General features: G+C 26.7%; 17 protein-coding genes and 1 tRNA gene. 15 read left to right on the top strand and 3 right to left on the bottom strand.

What is annotated here, in order from left to right:
• From BUA62_RS05490 to BUA62_RS05465, 6 genes are all read left to right on the top strand, one after another.
• Positions 1 to 1,842: a proton-conducting transporter transmembrane domain-containing protein gene (locus tag BUA62_RS05490; RefSeq protein ID WP_072864287.1), complete on the top strand. Its 1,842-nt coding sequence runs from the start codon at positions 1 to 3 to the stop codon at positions 1,840 to 1,842.
• Positions 1,839 to 2,750, top strand: coding sequence for a respiratory chain complex I subunit 1 family protein (locus BUA62_RS05485; protein ID WP_072864285.1), 912 nt, complete (start codon positions 1,839 to 1,841; stop codon positions 2,748 to 2,750). The genes BUA62_RS05490 and BUA62_RS05485 overlap by 4 nt, the downstream gene beginning before the upstream one ends.
• Entirely contained in the window at positions 2,741 to 3,334 is a 594-nt protein-coding gene (gene nuoB, locus BUA62_RS05480) for an NADH-quinone oxidoreductase subunit NuoB (RefSeq protein WP_200782337.1), read from the top strand. Before BUA62_RS05485 ends, nuoB begins: the two co-directional genes overlap by 10 nt.
• Positions 3,318 to 3,833 (top strand): NADH-quinone oxidoreductase subunit C, encoded by a 516-nt coding sequence (locus tag BUA62_RS05475; protein WP_072864283.1) that lies wholly within the window; start codon positions 3,318 to 3,320, stop codon positions 3,831 to 3,833. The genes nuoB and BUA62_RS05475 overlap by 17 nt, the downstream gene beginning before the upstream one ends.
• Entirely contained in the window at positions 3,830 to 4,942 is a 1,113-nt protein-coding gene (locus tag BUA62_RS05470; protein ID WP_072864281.1) for an NADH-quinone oxidoreductase subunit D, read from the top strand. The genes BUA62_RS05475 and BUA62_RS05470 overlap by 4 nt, the downstream gene beginning before the upstream one ends.
• 64 nt (positions 4,943 to 5,006) lie before the next feature.
• The gene (locus BUA62_RS05465; protein ID WP_072864279.1) at positions 5,007 to 6,854 is read left to right on the top strand and encodes an FAD-dependent oxidoreductase; all 1,848 of its coding nucleotides are present in this window, start codon (positions 5,007 to 5,009) and stop codon (positions 6,852 to 6,854) included.
• A 33-nt stretch (positions 6,855 to 6,887) separates the two neighbouring features.
• On the opposite strand, the gene BUA62_RS05460 is transcribed toward BUA62_RS05465, so the two are convergent.
• A complete protein-coding gene (locus BUA62_RS05460; protein ID WP_072864277.1) occupies positions 6,888 to 9,494 on the bottom strand; it encodes a M1 family aminopeptidase in 2,607 nt (868 codons plus the stop codon).
• A 138-nt stretch (positions 9,495 to 9,632) separates the two neighbouring features.
• Between BUA62_RS05460 and BUA62_RS05455 the strand changes: the two genes are divergently transcribed.
• Together BUA62_RS05455 and BUA62_RS05450 are read left to right on the top strand one after the other, a co-directional pair.
• Positions 9,633 to 10,790 (top strand): metallophosphoesterase family protein, encoded by a 1,158-nt coding sequence (locus BUA62_RS05455; protein ID WP_072864275.1) that lies wholly within the window; start codon positions 9,633 to 9,635, stop codon positions 10,788 to 10,790.
• The gene (locus BUA62_RS05450; RefSeq protein ID WP_072864273.1) at positions 10,777 to 13,590 is read left to right on the top strand and encodes an AAA family ATPase; all 2,814 of its coding nucleotides are present in this window, start codon (positions 10,777 to 10,779) and stop codon (positions 13,588 to 13,590) included. The genes BUA62_RS05455 and BUA62_RS05450 overlap by 14 nt, the downstream gene beginning before the upstream one ends.
• A 10-nt stretch (positions 13,591 to 13,600) precedes the next feature.
• On the opposite strand, the gene BUA62_RS05445 is transcribed toward BUA62_RS05450, so the two are convergent.
• Together BUA62_RS05445 and BUA62_RS05440 are read right to left on the bottom strand one after the other, a co-directional pair.
• Positions 13,601 to 14,791, bottom strand: a complete 1,191-nt coding sequence (locus BUA62_RS05445; protein ID WP_072864271.1) for a BaiN/RdsA family NAD(P)/FAD-dependent oxidoreductase — start codon at positions 14,789 to 14,791, stop codon at positions 13,601 to 13,603.
• Between the two features lie 47 nt (positions 14,792 to 14,838).
• Positions 14,839 to 15,546, bottom strand: a complete 708-nt coding sequence (locus BUA62_RS05440) for a metal ABC transporter solute-binding protein, Zn/Mn family (protein WP_072864269.1) — start codon at positions 15,544 to 15,546, stop codon at positions 14,839 to 14,841.
• 193 nt (positions 15,547 to 15,739) lie between these two features.
• Between BUA62_RS05440 and BUA62_RS05435 the strand changes: the two genes are divergently transcribed.
• The 7 genes from BUA62_RS05435 (at position 15,740) to BUA62_RS05405 (ending at position 20,682) form a co-directional block, all read left to right on the top strand.
• Positions 15,740 to 16,267 (top strand): hypothetical protein, encoded by a 528-nt coding sequence (locus BUA62_RS05435; protein ID WP_072864266.1) that lies wholly within the window; start codon positions 15,740 to 15,742, stop codon positions 16,265 to 16,267.
• 13 nt (positions 16,268 to 16,280) lie between these two features.
• On the top strand, positions 16,281 to 16,676 hold the full coding sequence (locus BUA62_RS05430) for a DUF2089 domain-containing protein (protein ID WP_159429498.1): 396 nt from the start codon (positions 16,281 to 16,283) through the stop codon (positions 16,674 to 16,676).
• Between the two features lie 5 nt (positions 16,677 to 16,681).
• Positions 16,682 to 17,053 carry a hypothetical protein gene (locus tag BUA62_RS05425; RefSeq protein WP_072864260.1) on the top strand — a complete coding sequence of 124 codons (372 nt, stop codon included), beginning with the start codon at positions 16,682 to 16,684 and terminating at the stop codon, positions 17,051 to 17,053.
• 104 nt (positions 17,054 to 17,157) lie between these two features.
• Positions 17,158 to 17,246: transfer RNA gene (locus BUA62_RS05420), tRNA-Leu, on the top strand.
• Positions 17,247 to 17,319: 73 nt separating this feature from the next.
• Entirely contained in the window at positions 17,320 to 18,282 is a 963-nt protein-coding gene (locus tag BUA62_RS05415; RefSeq protein ID WP_072864258.1) for a 2-hydroxyacid dehydrogenase, read from the top strand.
• Positions 18,272 to 18,919: an endonuclease III domain-containing protein gene (locus BUA62_RS05410; RefSeq protein WP_072864256.1), complete on the top strand. Its 648-nt coding sequence runs from the start codon at positions 18,272 to 18,274 to the stop codon at positions 18,917 to 18,919. The genes BUA62_RS05415 and BUA62_RS05410 overlap by 11 nt, the downstream gene beginning before the upstream one ends.
• 104 nt (positions 18,920 to 19,023) lie before the next feature.
• The gene (locus tag BUA62_RS05405; RefSeq protein ID WP_072864254.1) at positions 19,024 to 20,682 is read left to right on the top strand and encodes a methyl-accepting chemotaxis protein; all 1,659 of its coding nucleotides are present in this window, start codon (positions 19,024 to 19,026) and stop codon (positions 20,680 to 20,682) included.
• Positions 20,683 to 20,784: the final 102 nt, after the last annotated feature.

Raw genomic sequence — 20,784 nt, 5'->3', positions numbered from 1 at the left:
GTGGCTTTAAATACTTTAATTTTATTCATATTATTAGGTAGTTTAGTAACATATATTGTTTCAAAATTCAACAAACAAGCTGGCGCATGGTTAACTATAATAATTTCATTAGTATCATTATTTGCAATTTATACATTAAAGGATTCATCTGGACAAATTTTTAATATATTCAATTATGGAAATTATTCATTAGATTTAGTATCAACATCATATGCATGGTTCTTCTCAATAGTAATGGTAATTGTTTATTCAATGGTAGCTTTCTTTAATACATATTGGATGGAGAAAGTTATACACCCTGCAGCATACAATCTATTCTATGTATTATCTTTAGGTGGAACAATTGGGGTATTTTATGCAAAAGACTTTTTAACATTATTTATTTTCTGGGAATTAGTAGTTTGGTCATCAATGTTTATAATTCCATTAGGTAAATCTCGAAGAGCTTCAGTTGTTTATTATGGAATAAGTACTATAGGTTCATTTACAATGTTATATGCTATTTTAATGTTGAATGTAAAATATGGAACATTTGAAATAAATACAGTTATTCAAAAAATGACAGAAGATTCTAATTTTGCAATTCTCTTCTTCTTTTTGATAGTAATTGCTGGTTTAACAAAATTAGGTGTATTTCCATTCCATACATGGTTACCTATTGCGCATGGTAATGCACCGCATACATTTTCTCCTGTATTATCAGGTGGCCTTGTAAAAATGGGTGGTTTTATAGCATTTTTAATGACGGCAGTATTACCAACTTCCAAAGTATTTTCAAATCATTTGAAAATTTTAAATAACCCATTTGAAAACTATATGTTGATGATATTAGGAGCTATAAGTATAATTATTGGTACATTAATGGCTATAAAACAAGATGATGCAAAAAAACTCATTGCTTATTCCACAGTAAGTAACAGTGGATATATATTAATTGGTTTATCTTTAGTTGATCAAACAGCATTTGCTGGTGGTATGATGCACGTATTTAATCATGCTATGGCTTCAGCCGCTATGTTCTTGTCATTTGCAGCTATTGCATATAGAACAGGAACAACAAAGATATCTGAACTTGGCGGATTAATTAAAAAAATGCCTGTTACTTTTGCAGCATATTTGATCGCAATAATTTCATTAGCCGGAATTCCTCCAATGAGTGGCTTCGCATCAAAATGGCTTATTTTTCAAGGGTTAATTAGAAAAGGCAATATGTTTATTGCTTTTGCGGCATTCTTTGGTAGTGTAGGTTCATTCTTATATGTTTTCAGACCTTTAGCAGGTGCATTTTTGGGTCAATTATCACCAAAACATGAAGATGTAAAAGAAGTTCCTTTTTTAATGCAATTACCAATGTTAATAATATCTGGTTTAACTATATTATATGGTATATATCCTGGTTTAATGTTAAAATATATAGCTAAAATACAAGAAATGGTTGGTATAAAGGCTATAGTTATTGATGGATTTAAAATTATAACTCCAAATGGTATGTGGGATTCATGGGTTGTAACTCTTGTGTTTACAATTGGATTTGTTATAGCAGCAATACTTTATTTTGTACTTCCAAAAGCAAAATCAGTTGGTTTGATGGATACATATACATCAGCTGAATTTATTCATGATCCAGATAAATATCATTATGCATCGAATTATTATGCCCCATTTGAAAGATTATATAAAAACCATCCTTCAGTTGAAAAATTCTATGACTCAGTTGCTTTAAGAGTAAAGGAATTAGGTCAATTGGTAAGAACATGGTTCTTTAATGAAAATCCTGCGTTTAGTATTTTCTGGATTTCATTAGTGATAACTGCAATATTTATGTGGGGTGATAAAATATGACAACATTCTTTTTAGCTGTTAGTTTAGTATTATTAGCATTCTTTTGGCAAATAACATTGTCTGGTATTCAAAGAAAAATAATTGCGAGAATACATAGACGAGTTGGTCCTCATTGGTATCAAAATTTCATAGATTTATTTAAAACATGGAGTAAAAGTTCAATTTCACATGGATTTATATATGATTTTGGTGTATTGATGGCTTTAGGTGGAACAATAGCAACGTTAATATTTATTCCAGCTGGTCATATCGTAGTTTTTGATAAATTGGATAATTTCTTTGTTATCGTGTATCTTTTAGCTGTTGGATCTTTAGGAATGGCTATGAGTGCTGTTGGATCTGGAAACCCTTGGGCAAGTATAGGTGTTATGAGGGCTTTAACTCAAATGTTGGGTTATGAATTGCCTTATATAATGACTGTATTTGGGATTATATATGCAAATAAAACAGCTTCTATTCATGCTATAGCTCAAGCCCAACAAACAATGGGCATCCTTGGATGGAATATGTTTAGAATGCCTTTAGGAGTAATAGTTGGATTTGTAACATTAATGGGAATGCTCGGTAAAAAGCCTTATGATACCCCAATTGCTCCAGCAGAAATTGCATCTGGTCCATTAGTAGAATATGGTGGAAAACATTTAGGAATGCTTATGTTACAGCACGAATTTGCAACATTTATTGAAATTGGTTTATTTGTAAATTTATTTTTAGGAGGCGGAACAATAATAACATTTTTAATAAAATACTTCTTTGTATATGTTTTAGCTACAATGATTTCTTCAGTAGTTGCCCGATTTAAAATTGATCAATTAGTAGTATTTTATTATAAAGTACCTTTAGCTTTAGCTTTTATTCAAACAGCAATTGTAATATTCACCGGTTTGGGGGTGAGCATATGGCTTTAAATGAAAATGAAAAAATAAATGAAATTGATGTTAATGAATTAGATTGTAGAGATACTTTGACATTTTGGGAAAAATTTGGAAATATATTTAGAAGCAAATCTATTTGGATGTTGCATTACTGTACTGGTTGTGGCGCTATGGAATTACCTCCAACAATGACATCTAGATTTGATATGGAAAGAATAGGTATGGCTCCAATGGCAACTCCAAGGCAGGCTGATGTTTTATTGGTTACAGGATATTTAAGTGTTAAAACATTGAGAAGGGTAATTTATACATATGAGCAAATGCAAAATCCAAAATATTTGGTTGGTTTTGGATCTTGTACCTTAAATGGTGGCGTTTATTATGATTCATATGCCGTTATTTCAAGATTAGATTATTATTTACCTGTAGATTTATACATTGCAGGATGTATGCCCAGACCTGAAGCCGTAATGTCGGGATTTAAAAAATTAATGGATATGATAAAAAAAGGTGATGCTCTTGGATGGAAAAGATATCAGAAATATTATGATTGGTATAAAGCTAATCAGGTTCGAGCCCTTGGGGAGGTGTATGTAAAAGATGAATTCCACGAATAATATAATTGAAGATATAAAATCTAAATTTAACCCTGAAAATATTGAAAAAGTGAAAAAAAATCAAGTTGCTATTGATTTAAAACATGAAGAAGTCCATTCGGTATTAGCTTATTTGAAGTCTCAAGGTTGGAAACAACTGACATTATTAACCTGTATAGATTGGATTAAAGAAAACAAATTTCAATTAGTATATATAATTATGAATTGGGAAAATTCTATGACAATTCAGGTGAGAACAAAAATAAATAGAGATAATCCGCAATTTAGAACCATAATAAATATTTATCCTGGTGCAGAATTTTATGAGAGAGATGTTCATGAGTTTTTTGGCGTTGAATTTGAAGGAAATGAAAAAGCAAACAAACCATTATTTTTAGAACTTTGGGATGATATACCCCCAATGAGAAAAGATTTTGATCCATTAGCTTATTCAAAAAAGAAATTTGATGTAAGAGAATATAAAGTTGATTTCATTCCGAAAGAAGGTGAAGCTGAATGAAAAGACAGGTGAAATTATTTTTAGGACCAAATCATCCAGGTATGCATGGTAATTTCAGTGTTCATCTTTATGTTGACGGTGATATTGTAGAAAAAGCAAGGCCAGTACCTGGAATGCTTCATCGAGGATTTGAAAAATTAATGGAAAGACGATTATGGATGAATAACCTTGCTTTAATACCAAGGATTTGTGTTCCAGAACCTGATATAAATGAAATGGTATATGCTATGGGTGTAGAAACATTGGCCAATGTTGATGTTCCAGAAAGAGCTCATTGGATAAGGATGATAATTTTAGAATTAGCAAGAATTGCAAATCATTTAATGTCTTTAGGTGGAATTGGTGGTCCTACAGGTTTATATACTGGTCCAAATTGGGCTATAGCAGATAGAGATTTGATATTAGATATATTTGAAGAAATTACTGGAGCTAGAATTTATCATATGTATATAGTTCCTGGTGGTGTTAGAAAAGACCTTCCAAATGGTATTGAAAAGAAAATAGAAAATTTCCTTGATTATTTAGAAAAAAGATTACCAGAATATGATGATTTAATCTTAAAAAATCCTATGGTACAGGTAAGAACTGTTGATAATATTATTTTAACAGAAGAAGTATGTTGGGAATTGGGAGTCACTGGTATAGGGTTAAGATCGTCTTCTGGAAAACCTTATGACATCAGAAAAATAGATCCATATGCAAGATACGATGAAGTCGAATTTGAAGTTCCAATTGCAACATATTCTGATGCATATACCAGATTAACAATAAAATATAAAGAAATACAACAAAGTATTAAAATAATAAGACAAGTATTAGATAAAATGCCAAAGGAAGGTCCTGTTAGAGTTAGTTTTTCAAGAGGAAGTGCTTTAAGATGGAGAGTCCCAAAGGGTCAGGTATTTAGCCATATTGAATGTGCCCGTGGTGAATATGGTTATTATATTGTTTCAGACGGTTCCAACAAACCATACAGAATAGCTGTTAGAGGTGCTTCTTATCCACAAGGGTTATTAGGTATAGAAAAATATTTACCAGGTACAAGAATTGATGATGTTGCTATTTGGTTAGATACTATGGGGGTATGTGCTCCAGAAATTGATAGATAATAATTTATTTTAATTATATAATTTTAAAAAAGGGAAAAATTTTTATCCCACCGGAGGTGAGTTCATGTCTGAAATAAACAAAAGTTTTTTTTCTCCAGCTAAAGCCTGGAAATATTTAACAAAAAAGCCAGTTACTTTACCTTTAGATAATATAATAAAAAATCCTCGTGAAGCTGCTGATAATTATAGAGGTTTTCATACAAATGATTGGGAAAAATGTATAGGATGTGGGACATGTTCAAAAATATGTCCAGCAGAAGCAATAAACATGATAAAAATACCTGAGTTACCCGATGAAGAAGGGTCAAAACCTGAAAGACCCGCCTTTGACTATGGACGATGTACATTTTGTGGTTTATGTGTAGATATATGTACAACAGGTTCATTAAATATGTCAAAAGAATATGTACATTTATCTAATGATCCAAACACATTCTTTTTCTTACCCAAAGAAGATGGTATTCATCAGATCAAGGTAGAAAAAGCATATCAAAGAACAGATGACTCAGAATTACTTGATCTCGAAAGAGTTCCAATGGAAATTGTTGATGCAGAAACAAGAAAAAAATCATTTATAGAAGTTGTGAAGGGCTTTTCGAAACAACAAGCCATTGAAGAAGCTGCAAGATGTGTTGATTGTGGAATATGTACAAAAACATGTCCAGCTCATATGGATATACCTGATTACATTAGAACTGTATATGATGATAATGTAGAAGAAGGGTTAAGATGGTTATATAAAACAAATCCTTTGCCATTAGTTTGTGGAAAAATGTGCACTCACAGATGTGAAACATCATGTACTATTGGCCACAGAGGAGAAGCTGTATCCATTAGGTGGTTAAAAAGATATATTGTTGATCAAATTCCAGCAGAAGAATATCATGATGTTTTGAAACACGACCAACAAATCATTAAAAAAACGGATAAAAAGGTTGCTATTGTAGGTGGAGGGCCTGCAGGTTTATCTGCTGCATATTACTTGATATTAATGGGATATAAAGTTACAGTATTTGAAGCTGAAAAAAGACCTGGTGGAGTTTTAAATTATGGAGGGCCAACATATAGATTGCCGTTGGAGTCATTCGAAAAAGATTGGAAATATATAGAATCATTAGGTGTTGAGTTTAAATTAAATACAAGAGTTGGTGTGGATGTAACTTTAGAAGAACTAAAAGATAACTATGACGCTGTATTTTTATCAACAGGATTCACATTAGGGAGAACAACTGGTGTTCCTGGTACAGAACATCCAATGGTAAAACAAGCAATGGTTGTATTAAAAGAAATGAAGTATTATGTTGTTGGAGATGGGCCAAAACCATATATTCCTAAAAAATTAGTTGTTATTGGTGGCGGAAATGTTGCTATGGATGTTGCAAGAACTATGGTAAGATTACAAAATATAGAATATGGTAAATCAGAAGTTCATGTTGTAAGTTTAGAAAGAACCTTAGAAGAAATGCCAGCCGATTGGGATGAAATTGAAGAAGGCGGCGAAGAAGGAGTAATCTTCCACCCAGGTTGGGGACCAATTGAAATAGTAACTGAGGGAGATAAAATTAAAAAAGCTAGATTTAAAAAAGTTTTATCTATATTTGATGAAAATAGAAGGTTTAATCCAAAATATGATGAGTCACAAGTAATAGAAATAGAAGCTGATTTGGTTGTTGAATCTATTGGACAAATGCCAGATTATTCATATTTACCAGAAGAGATTAAAAATAAAGTAACAATTGAAAGAGGAAGATTAAAAACTGATGAATACAATCATGTAGTAGGAATTCCATGGTTGTTTGCAGGTGGAGATATAGTGCATGGTCCAGATATAATTCATGGTATTGCAGATGGTCATAAAGCGGCACAAGGAATAGATTTTTATTTAACAGGTTATGATAAAGATAAAAAATAAAATATAAAAGGTGAAGGATAATTCCTTCACCTTTTAGTTTATGATATTTCGTATAGTAGTATCTAATGCTGTATTTAGTGAAAATGTAATTGTATATAGATTTGATTTTGGATAGTAATAATAATTAAATTCCAAATTTATAGGAATATTTTGATCTAAAAGAAAATAGATTTCTGGTGAAATTACAAAGGAAAATCCAAAAAGATTATTAAAGTCAACATTTTTATAAATTAAACTTAATGTCGTATCAATATCTCCAACAGAAAATAAATTATAGAAATTCATTCTCTTATTAGAATTATCAGAAAAATTTAATAGTTCTATGTTTATACCTAAAATCTGCTTAGCTAAACTCAAATTATTCAATAATTCATCATTTTCTTTAATTAAAGAAACTTTTCCATATAATGGATTAAATACGTAGTTATTTGAATAATCTAATTCTATACTAAATGAGTTTAATATTGGAGAGTAATTATCGAAAAAATATGCAGTATTGAATGAAAAAGCATGAATATAATTATTTAAACTGTTCATAAAATAATATTGTCCAGCGAAATATAACCCTAAATTATATAGATTTTCAAATATCAGGTAGGGACTTAAATAATAATTGTTAGACTCCAAAAATTGCCCATAAAATCCAAAATGTGTTGTTGAAGCAATAACTTTTGATGATTCTCCTATATCCAATTCATTTGGTATGGATAACATAAAATTACCATTTAAATCTTGCATATCAAAATAATAACTTTTCAGATAGTTTAGTTTTAAGTTTATCCAAGGATTAGGATTTAAATTCAAGTTAGTAGTTAATCCCATATCAACTAAATTATAATCACTTGAAAAAGTAGAATATTGTCCAAAATCAATATTATAATATGGGTATTTTTCAAAAGATAAGGATAAATATTGTGAGGAATAATTCTCTGTATAGTCAAAATTTCCAATTATATTTATACCATATGCATCATATTTAGAAATATCTGTATCAAATAAATTATTTCTAATTTGTATTGGAAAGTGATTATTATGCCTTTCAATGTCAAAAGTATGCATTTCTGGATCAATATCAATTTTAATAGAAGGATCATACTCTAATTCTATATTTTTAGTAGTTATAATTTCTTTTGTTCCATCTTCAGTGATAATTCTAATTTTTGTCGGTATTTTCATATTATCTAAATCTATAATTATTTTGTCTTTTATACGCTTTACAGAAGCATCAAAGCTTTTTGGATTTTCAAATAAATCATATAATATATCTTTTTCAACATATTTTGAAAGGAAATCGAAAAATTCCTCTTCAGTCGGATTTTTATCTTTATACTCATAATAGTATTCAGATAATATATTTAATAGTTTTTTTCTTGAGAGGTATTCTTCTAAGGAGAATAATGCTCTTTTTCCTTTATTATAATATATATAAGATGCAAAATTCGCAGGAATTTCATCAATATTATCTTTAATAGCGTTTTCAATATTATAATATCCTAATTTGAATATAGCAGCTTGGTCCAATTCAGAAAAGTCCTTTGTAATATCTTTTGTAATATTTTCAACCAGAATATCAGGGAGAAATGTATTATATAATCTATCATCATCATATTTTTCATACATAGAGATATGAGCAGAATAATCAGCTAAGGATTCACTCATAAAATTATTATTTGCAAAATCCACACCTACACCTATTCCAAACCACATATGTGCTAATTCATGAGAAATAACATAAAAAGTTAAGGGTTCGAATAGTCCTGGCAATACTAAATCAGCTGTGGTAAAAAAACCATCTCCTAATAAAAAGATACCGTCAGCAGCCATGCCGTATACTCCAGGATATGGATCTTGAACAATATTTATTTTTTTATATTTTAATTCACCAAAATCTTTTGTATGTAATTCTAAAGCTTTTATTACATGTGTAGCCATAATAGCTGCTCTTTGTTCTTGCCCTTTTCTAAACCATACATTAATTTCATAATTTTTGGTATTTAATGTAAGGTTTTTATAAGAATTTTTATTTGCTAATATTAAAGGCATAGTTCTGTATTTTCCATATGAGTAGTAAATCCCTTTTTTATATATTCCTGATATTATAGGTATAAACTTTTTATTCAAATTTTCAAATTGTATAGATACATTATGCGAAGAAAGTGAATAATCAGTATTTCTATCAAATATTAAAGGATACCATCCAAATCTCCATATTATAATGTCATCAAAAAAAACATTATCAGGAGCATTTCCATCAAATAAATATGTTTTAAATTTTATTATTAATGTTTTTTCTTTTGATTTTACTTTTAAAAGTGAATTTTTTATTTGATAATCTCTGAATCTTTTTGATGAATAGTCTTCTATAGTATAATCTAAATAATTATTATTTTCATCTTTAACTTCTAAAATTTCAATTTTAGATTTCCTCTTTGATTCAAACAATGCATTTATATATGGATTATCCTTGCTTTCTAAATTAGGAAATAAGGCAAAATATGGATCCTCATTATCTGAAAGATGTACTTTCATGGTACCAAGTATAACCTTTGAATTTTCCAAAATTTTAACAGTTAAATCATAATCTGCAGCAAATACTATAAAAGAAATAAATAAAAATAATAGCACTAAATATTTTTTCACTCAATATCACTCCTTACAATTTTTATATAATAAAAACAATAATATTATATCATAAGTTATAAAAATAATTTTAGATGTATAATTATGATATAATTATTCTATAATAAATTATAAAATTTAATAAAAAGGAGACTAAATATGAAAATTTTACACACATCTGATTGGCATTTGGGAAGAAGGCCTACAGGAGGAATTGGAGAATATTCTAAAATACGTTATGAAGATTATTTTTTAGCTGCTGAATATATTGTCGATGAAGCTATTGAAAATAAAGTAGATATTTTTATTATTGCTGGAGATTTATTTGATAGAAGTTCATTATTACCTGATATATTATTTAAAACAGAAAATATTCTTGAAAAACTTAAAAAATCTAATATCACGACATTATTAATAGAAGGAAATCACGATAAAATTTATTCTCATAACGATTCGTGGATATCTTATTTGGAAAATAAAGGACTGGTTAAAGTACCAAAATTTAAAAAAAATGGAGATGATTATAATTTTATTCCAATAAGAATAGACAATATAAATTTTTATGGTATACCTTATCATGGAGTCCTTATAGATGATATTCTTTTAGTATTATCAAAAAAATTAGATGAAAATGAAAAAAATATAGTTATAGCACATACTGCAATTGGTGGAAACTTTATTCCAGGATGTACAAAAAGAGAAATAATTGATTTGTTTAAAGATAAAGTTTTATATATTGCTGGAGGTCATTTGCATAGTTTTAAAATATATCCAGAAGATTTGCCATATTTTTTTGTACCAGGTTGTCCTGAATATTGGGATTTAAATGAAAAAAATAATAAAGGATATATTATATTTAATACAGAAAACAAAGAATACAAATTTTATCCTTCGAAAAAAAGAAAAATAACATCATATAAATTCAAATCATCTGAAAATATTATAGAGAAAATAAAAGATATAGAGATTGAATATAATGAAATAATTATTTTAAAAATATTAGTGGATTCTGATGGATTAATTGAAGATAATGAAATAGAGCAGATTTTAAAAGATAAAGGAGTATTAAAAGTACTCATACAAAAAAAATATGATATAAATGAAGAATATAATTCATTTGAAGAAGTTGATACTAAAAGCATAGAATATAAAGTTGTTAAAAAATGGGGGAATATCTTTTCTAAAAATAGTGTGGAGACAGTTAATTACATTGAAAAGTTAAAAGAAAAAATTACAGAAAATGATAATGAAATTTTTGAAGTTTTTGATCATTTTTTAAATAAACTGATAAAGGGTGAAATAGATGAAAATAAATAAAATTTCATTGAAAAATTATAGAAATCATATAGATAAAACAATAGAGTTTAAGAATGGAATAAATATTTTATTGGGCAAAAATGGTTCAGGCAAAAGTTCTATATTTGAAGCTCTTGGTATAGCTCTTTTTGATGTTGAACCAAGAGATAAAAACCTAAAAAATGCCGTTAATAAAGAAGCAAAATTTTCAACTATAACAGTTGAATTTGTAGGAAATGATGATGTGGAATATATAGTTGAAAAAAAAATTGGGAATCAGAGTAAACATATGTTAAAAGAAAAAAATGGAGACACATTATCTGAAAGAAAAGAATATGTTTTAAAAAAAATTGCTGAATTGGCTGGAATTAATGGAAAAAATTCAAAAGAAATTTTTAAAAATGTTATAAGTGCTTATCAAAATGATCTTATCAATATTTTTAATCTAAGTCCATCACAAAGAAAAGAATTGTTCAATAAGATTTTTGATACAGAAATATATGAAAAAATATATACACATCTTTTAAATTCAGAAAATAAATATAAAAATTTACTATCAATATATGAAGAAAAAATAAATCTATTGAAAGAACAATTAAAAGAATATAATAATGTAGAAGAAGAACTTGAGAAAATTAACGCAGATATTTTAAATTTAAAGAAAAAAATAGATGAACTTGAAAATCAAGAAAAAGTTTTTGAACAAGAAATAAAGAAAAAGGATCTCGAAATTAAAACTTTAGAAAAAATAAAACGTAATTTAGAAATAAAAGAAGCACATCTTAATAATAAACAAGAAAATAAAGATAAATTAAAAAAACAAATTGCTGATGCTCAAATGGCTGTAGAAATGCTAAAAAGTACCGAAAATGGATATAATGAATATATAAAAGCAGAAAAAAAGTTAACAACGCTAAATGATTCTGAAAAAGAACTAATAAAAAAACAAAAATTAAGAGATAAATTACAAAAGAAGATAAATGATTTAGAGACAGAAAAAAAAGTTTTTAAAGAAAAAATAAATAATGAAAATAAAAATTTGGAAAATATAAAAAATGTGTTAGCACAAACAGATAACAAACTAGTTGAATTTGAAAATAAGGAAAAAATTCTTCAGAATGAAATCGAAAAAATTTTAAAAAAAAGAGAACAACTTGATGTTGAAAACAAACTATTTAAAATGGATTTAGATAAATATAATGAAATAGTTTTTAATTTAAGTATATTAGATGATGAAATAAAGAAAGAAGATTACTATAAACAGCATTTAGAAGAAAAAGAAAAAAAATTAACTAAAATTGAAAGTGCAATAAAAGAAATAAAAAGTAAAATTGTTGAAGAAGAAAGTTTAAGCAAAAAGTTCGATGAGTTAAAGCTTAAACTTGAAAATTTAGAAAATTCAAAAAAACAATTATCAAATGGAATTTGTCCTATCTTAGATGAAAAATGTTTGAATCTTGAAGAAAAAGGTGGAAGTAATACCTATTTTGATAATTCAATAAAAAATTTAAATAATGAAATTAAAGAAATAAAAAAGAAAATACAAAAATTGGATAATCCAAAAAACAAATTAGAGAAAGAATTAAATGATTTAAATGAGGTTAAAAGCGACATTAAAACATATAATAAATATTTAAGCGATATTCAAGATAAGAAAAAGGGAAGAGAGAATCTCTTAAATCAAAAAAGTAATTTAGAAAGAAAATATGGAAATCTTGCTGAAAAAGAAAAAGAATTAAGAAATACTTCTAATGAAATACTAAAATCTATAACTGAAATTGAAAGTAATCTCAAAAATATAAGAAAGCAAATTTTAGAAATGGAAAAAGAAAAAAATGATAATATGAAAAACTTTAATGAAATACAAAATGAAATTATATTATTAAATAATAAAAAAGAAAAAAATATAAAAAAAATGGAAGAACTAAAAAAAGAAATCAGTGATTATGAAAATCTTGATATAGAGTTAGAAAGATTAAGAAAAGAAAAATCTAATATCGAGAATATAAAAATAAAATACAAAAAAGATTATGAAGTTTATATCGAAAACAAAAATATAGCAAAAAATCTTGAAAAGTATATTAAAGATTATGAAGACATAGAAAAAGAGATTGAAGTTATAAAAAAAGAGATTGAAAAATTAAAACAAAAAGCTAATAACTATCCAGATTTATTATTATTGGAAGAAAAAAAGAAAAATTTAGAAAAAAACCTAAATAGCATAAAGAAAATATTAATTAATTTAAATTCACAATATGGATCTTTAAAGGCAAATAAAAAAAATCTTGAGATTAAGATAACAGAAAAAAGAGAGAAAGAACAAAAAATATCTAAATTTGAAGAAGAAAAAAATACAAATGAAGAAAAGTATATTTTAACAAAAGAATTTAGGGATAAAATTAAATTAATGGGAAAATATGTAAGCTCAGAATTTACTGACATTATTTCAAAAATAGCTACAGAAAATTATAGAAAAATTTCAGGGAAAAATGAAAATATAATTTGGAGTTCCGAAAAAGAGTATTTGGTTATTTTAAGAGATCCCGTTAAAGGTGATCGTGAATTTTCTATTCTTTCAGGTGGAGAACAGGTTAGCGTAGCTATAGCTATACGAACAGCATTGGTGAATTTCTTGTCAAAAGCAAATATTTATATTTTAGATGAGCCAACAATTAATCTTGATGAAGAAAGACGAAATATGCTTGCTGAAAATCTTAAAAATATGTTAAATGAAATAGAACAAGCTTTCATAGTAACACATGACGGAACATTTTCTGAAATGGCTGAAAATATAATAGAAATAACAAATTCCGGCAATTAAACGCCGGAATTCATTTATAACTTATATTATCAGCAGCGGATTTAGCTGAAGAAAATGCCCATTGTATATTATATCCTCCAGTGTCCCCATCCACATCTAATACTTCACCTATAAAATACAAATTTTTAATTAATTTTGATTCAAAAGTTTTAGAATTTATTTCAGTTGTATCCACGCCACCTGATGTAACCATTGCAATATTAAAATCTCCAATTCTATCAACAACAAATTTATGATTATATAAAAAATTTATTATTTTATTTCTGTCATTTTTTGAAATATTACCACATTTTGTTTTTTTATTTAATTTGAGCGTTTTGAACATAATTGCAATAAATCTTTTGGATAGATTATATCGTTTTAGAACAAAAAAAATCTCTTTGTTTTTATTATTATTAATAGTTTTTATAAAATCTTCTCTAAAATTATCTTCCGTTTCGAATTTTACGAATGAAATTGTTATTTCATTACCATTGGATATAAGTCTCGAACTATTTAAAATCACAGGGCCTGAAAATCCTTTATGAGTAAAAAGTAATTTTCCAAAAAATTTTTCTTTTTTTATTCTTAAAATAACTTCAGTTGAAAAACCAGATAAATCAGAAAAATAATAATCTTTTATGAAAATAGGTGTTAAAGCTGGTTTTGGTTGTATTATATTATGACCGAATTTTTTTGCAATTTTATAACCATCTCCAGTTGTTCCTAATGAGGGATATGATTTACCTCCAGTTGAAACTATCAAATAATCAGAATAATAAGTTTTATTTTCTGTTTCCACAACAAACTTAGAATCAATCTTTTTTACATTTATAACCTTTGAATTATAAATTATATCAACTCTATTTTCTTCGCATTTTTTCATTAACCAATTTAATACAGTTTTTGAACGCATACTTTTTGGGAAAACTTTATTTTCCTGAATAATATATTCAAAATCTATTTTTTCTAATAACTCTTTATTAGAAAAGTGGTACAAAGCTTTTTTTATAAAATTTTTTTTATTACCATAATGTGTTATTAATTCTTTGAGATCATCAGTATTAGAAAAATTACATTTTCCACCACCGGAAATTAATAATTTTTTTCCTGGACTATTATTTTTTTCTAAAATTAAAATTTTTTTATTCTTAATATTTGAGCCACAAAATAATCCACTAGGGCCAGCACCTATTATTATTACATCAAATTCTATATTCATAAATATACCTCCGATTAAAAATGGACAGTCAATTGACTGTCCATAAATCATTGAATCAAATTATCAATAATAGATTTATAAAAATCTAAAATGTTGTTATAATTACTCGCCAAAATATCTACGTTGATTTTTTTATTTTTTAAACCCGAAAAAGTAATATTATTATATTGTCTTTCTGAAACTAGTATTTCTTTATTAGTAACTAAAATATCATCACTGTATAATTTATAATTAATATTGTATCGTTCATAAAAATGAGTGAGCAAATTATTCATATCAATTATTTTTATATTCTTATCTTTAATGGATTTTGAGAATTCTTCAGACAAGTTAATTAATTTCTGAGTAAAATTCAACAAATTGTCTCTATAATATAAAGAATTTTCAGGATCAATAATTTCTAATTTTTTTTCTATTTTATATGCTATAACTACCGAATACAGTGGGTCTGTCCATAAATAGGGATTATCTAAAAAGGGATAATATAAAACTCCTTCAGATAGGATAACAGAATTGAGATTTTTTTCTAATTTTAATTCATTATTGATCATTATAACTAAATCTATATTTTTATAATCGTTAAGTGCAGTATTTGAGGTTTTTAAATCGTTAAAAGAATCAAAAATATTAGTTATACTAGCATTTGGTGAAATTTCTTTAACAATAAGTTCTAAGGGTTTTATTGAAGTTACAACATTTAAAGAAAAAATATTAATCATAAGCAATAAAAAAAGAAATACACAAAATTTTCTCATATTTTACCTCCGTAATTTTAGTCAATAGGTATTATATCATATAAAAAGACAAAAAACAATATATATTATAATTTGATTTTTTCCTATTATTAAGAAAAGATATAAAAATTAAAAAGAATAAATTATAAAATTATAAAATAACACTTGACAAAATATAAAAAATAATTTATAATATTATTATGGAGGTGATGATATGGTTGGGGCGATATTAATGATTTTATATGGTATTATTTTATTTTTTTGGGGAGCTAAGATTTTTTGGGCATCTTTTTTTATTGGTTTGGGTTTATATATATTATATACTTATTATAAAGCATTTAAAAGAAAGACTATACAGAAAACTTTTTTAAGAACTTCAATAAAAAAAATAATTGATGAGAATGATTCTGAAACCGCCGCAAATATAATTTCAGAGAAAATAAAATATCCAGTTGGAACAAAATTTGTTATTAAAGTTATTACTGATGAAACAAAAGTCAATCTCGTTTTTCCATTAGGAATTTTGTTATCTATGAAACCTCTATTATATAGTTTTAAACCACTATTAAAAAAAGCGATTATATCAAAATTAAAAAAAGAAAATAAATATATTGATTTTGATATAGATGAAGCAGTAAATGCTATTATTGAATCTGTAGATTATCTTTTTGATTTTTATGGAGATTTTGTAGATGTTGAAACAGATGGAGGCAAAACCAAAATAAAAATTTATGTTGCTTAAGGAGATGGATAAAATGTATAAAGCACCAACTATTTGTCCGGTGTGTTATGGAAAAATGAATATAGAAGTTTTAAGATGTTCAAATTGTAATTCTAAATTAGAAGGTAATTTTGAAATGAATGAATTTGCATCTTTAAGTAATGAAAACGTTGAATTTTTAAGGCTTTATTTGTTAAATCGTGGTAATCTTTCTAAAGTATCTGAAATTTTAAAAGTCTCTTATCCGACAGTATTAAATAAATTCAATAAATTATTGCAAGATTTGGGATATTCATCTAATGATGAAATACAAAATAAAACCGAAGAAGAAATAATATCTTCAGAAAAAAAGAAAATACTAGATGATCTTGAAAAAGGTTTATTAAAACCTAAAGAAGCTGTTGAAAAATTAAAATCATTAAGGGGGTAAAAAGGATGAAAGAAGAATTGGTAAGAATTTTGTTTATGGTTAAAGAAAATAAAATTGAAGTTGAAGAAGCAGCAGAATTAATAGAAGCATTTTTTGAAACAAAAAAAGAAAAAATCAATACAAAAAGAAAATTAGTTATTAAGGTTAATTCAGGAGATGGTGATAAAGTTAACGTGAAAATTCCATTAGGATTAATAAAAATGGCAAAAGCATTAATACCTTTAGGATTAGCTCAACAAGGAGCAAACATAAGTAAAGAACAAGTAGATCAAATAGTTGAAGCACTAGAAAATATCAATTTTGATGAATTTGAAGGAGAGAATATTGTAGATGTTAATACTGAAAGCGGAGATGTAGTAAAAATCTTTATAGAATAATAAAAGAAATTATAATATTAAATTACTTTGTTTTTTAAAATTATTTAATTTTTTTATTTGCCCTTGACTAAAAGAATATTTAATGGTATAATAAATTTGGTTTTGCCGAGATGGCGGAATTGGCAGACGCGGTGGACTCAAAATCCACTGAGGGTGAAACCTCGTGTGGGTTCAAGTCCCACTCTCGGCACCAAATTTCAACCGGCTTTAATAAGGCCGGTTTTTTTGTTATAATATAAAATAGATTTTGTTATGGAGGTGGAATTATGGCAAAGGTTGCATTTACTTATGAAATACCTGAAATAGCAGAAAAAAAATTGACTGAAGCAGGTTTTGAACTCTGGATTAACAAAGAAGATAGAACTTTAAGTCATGAAGAGATAATTGAGTTAGCAAAAAATTATGATGCTTTAATTACATTATTAAGTGATAATATTAATAAAGAAATTATTGAAGCGGGAAAAGGAAAATTAAAAATAATTTCTAATTATGCTGTAGGATATAATAATATTGATGTTGAGGCAGCTAAAAAAGCGGGAATATTTGTAACTAATACACCTGGAGTTTTAAGTGATGCTACAGCAGATTTAGCCTGGGCCTTATTATTTGCTGTTGCAAGAAAAATTGTGGAAAGCGATAAATTTGTTAGAGAAGGTAATTTTGTAGGTTGGAGACCAAAATTATTTTTGGGTTATGATATTAAGGGTAAAACATTAGGTATTATCGGAATGGGTAGAATAGGAAAAGAAATGGCAAAGAGAGCAAAAGGATTTGAAATGAAAGTGTTATACTATAAAAGAAACAGACTTTCTGAAAATGAAGAAAAGAATTTAGGTATTGAATATGCTGATCTTAAAACTTTAATAAAAGAATCTGATTATATATCCTTGCATACACCACTTACTGAAGAAACTTATCATTTATTAGATGAAGAAGAATTTAGTCTAATGAAACCAAATACAATTATTATAAATACAGCGAGAGGTCCTGTTATTAATGAAAAGGTTTTAATAAAATATTTAAAAGAGAGAAAAATTGCAGGTGCCGGTCTAGATGTATATGAAGAAGAACCAAAAATACCACAAGAATTAATAGAACTTGATAATGTTGTATTAACACCACATACTGGAAGTGCAACATTTGAAACTAGAGATAAAATGGCTGAAATGGTTGCTGAAAATATTATTACAGCATTGAAAGGAGAGATTCCGCCAAACAATGTCTATTGATTTAATGGAAATATATAATAAATTACTAAAATTATATGATATACCAGAAGGTTGGTGGCCTGGAGATACTAAATTTGAGATAATGATTGGAGCATTATTAACCCAAAATACCAATTGGAACAATGTTAAAAAATCTTTGGATAATATAAAATCAGCTAATTTGATGAACCCAGAAAAATTATATATTATTCCAGATGAAAGACTTGAAATTTTAATTAGACCCTCTGGTTTTTATAAAGTAAAAGTTCAGTATTTAAAAAACCTTTTAAAATGGTTTAAAGAATACAAATTTTCATTTGAAAAAGTTAATGTGAAAAGTAAAAATGAATTAAGGAGTGAATTATTAGAAATTAAAGGTATAGGAAAAGAAACTGCAGATTCTATTTTATTATATGCTTTTGATAAATTGAGTTTTGTAATAGATGCATATACAAAAAGAATATTTTCAAGAATAGGGTTAAACATAAAAAATACTTATGACGAATATAAAAAATATTTTGAAAAAAATATCCCACAAGATTTAATAATATATAAAAATTTTCATGGATTAATCGTAGAACATTCAAAAAAATTTTGCAAGAAAAAACCGATTTGTGAAGATTGTAAACTTAAAAAATTATGTAATAGAAATTTATAAATTTAAATTTTATTATTAACAAAATGTTGATTTTTATAAATTTTATATTATAATGTATATAGCATGCATGTGTTTATCACATAGAAGATTGAGGGGGTATTGGTATGAAAAAACAGAGTCTTTATATTAAATTAGGAATACCTATAGCATTATTTGTCTTAATATCATTGTTTACTTATTTTTCAACTCTATATATTACTAATCTTCAAAAAACAGATGGACTCGTAATAAACTTGGCTGGGAGACAAAGGATGTTAACTCAAAGAATGACAAAAGAGGCTTTAACGTATTATCTTTTTAAGGATGATAAAACTAAAGAAAGCTTGTTAAACACAATTAAAGTTTTTGATACAACATTAAATGCATTAAAAGATGGAGGAAAAGCCCCTTTTGATCTTGCGTGGGAAAAATTAGTAGATGTTCCACCGGCATCAGAAAATGTAAAACAACAACTTGAAAAAGTTAAAGATTTTTGGGTAACTTTTAAATTTCATATGGATGAATTTATAAAATCAGACAATAAAGAATCTTTAGACTATCTTTTATCAAATAATATACCATTATTAGTTGAAATGAATAAAGGGGTTACTTTGTTTCAGCTTGAATCAGAAAAAAAGGTTTCATTTATGAAAAACCTTCAACTAGTGTTATTTTTAATATCATTATTAACAGGGATTTATGCTATTTATATTCTTAAAAAATCTTTATCTCCTTTAAAAGATCTTGAAAAAATAGCTGAAGGTGACTTAACAGTTTCTGCTAATATTACATCAAATGATGAAATTGGTATTATTGCAAAAAAAATGTATTATCTTGTTGGGGAAAAATTGAGGCCAACATTTGATTTTATAAAAAGAAGTATGGAAAGTATAAAAATTTCTTCAGATAATGTTTCTGGAAGTGCTCAAGAATCAAATGCAATTATTGAAGAATTTAAAGCAGCTTTTGATATGATGGCAGAAGAAGCAAAAGTTATGGAAAGTGAAACAGATAGAACTAGAGATTCAATAAAAGAAATTTCCCGTTCTACCGACGAGGTTGCCAATGCGGCAATAGAACTTGCCAATGTAGCTAGTATTTTAGAACAAGCAACAAATGATGGAAAAGATGTTATGCAATCATTGGATATATCGATAAAAAATGCGGTTAATGAAACTTTAAAAACAATTGATGAAATAAAAGAATTAGAAAATTATGCTAGTAAAATAACTGAAGTTATTGCACAAGTTTCAAACATTGCTGAACAAACAAATTTGCTTGCGTTAAATGCGGCAATAGAAGCTGCTAGAGCTGGAGAAGCCGGAAAGGGTTTTGCAGTAGTTGCTGATGAAATAAGAAAGTTGGCTGAAGAAACTCGTAATGCTACAGATGAAATTTCCAGCATATTAGGTTCTATAAAAACGAATGTTGATAAATCTACAACACAAATATACACTGTAAAAGATACAATGGAAAAAGTTACAGAAAACTCTTCTTCTTTAAATACAGAATTGAATAAAATTTTAACCCAAACGTCAATTCTTTCTGAAAGAGCACAAACATTAGCTGCTTCAGCTGAGGAGCAAAATGCATCATCTCAAACAATCGCAGAAGCATTTACCAATGTGAATGAATCTTTAAATAAATATTTTGAAAATATTAGTAATATGAGAGAATCAAGTGGAGAAATACAGAATATGGCAGATAATTTAGCTGAAATTGCTGAAGATTTGCAAACAAGTGTAGATCTTCTAAATAATGCTCTGTCTGAGTTCAAATTTTAAAATTATATAAAAGCTATATATAAAAAAATCCCCTTTGTTAAATAAGGGGATTTTTATTAGTTTTAATTGAAAATAGCAAATCAATAATTTTTATTAAAAAAA

The organism is Marinitoga hydrogenitolerans DSM 16785 (assembly GCF_900129175.1).
In the GTDB taxonomy this organism is placed as follows: domain Bacteria; phylum Thermotogota; class Thermotogae; order Petrotogales; family Petrotogaceae; genus Marinitoga; species Marinitoga hydrogenitolerans.
Note: the sequence above shows the minus strand (reverse complement) of the source record. Positions and strands in the feature narration are given on the sequence as shown.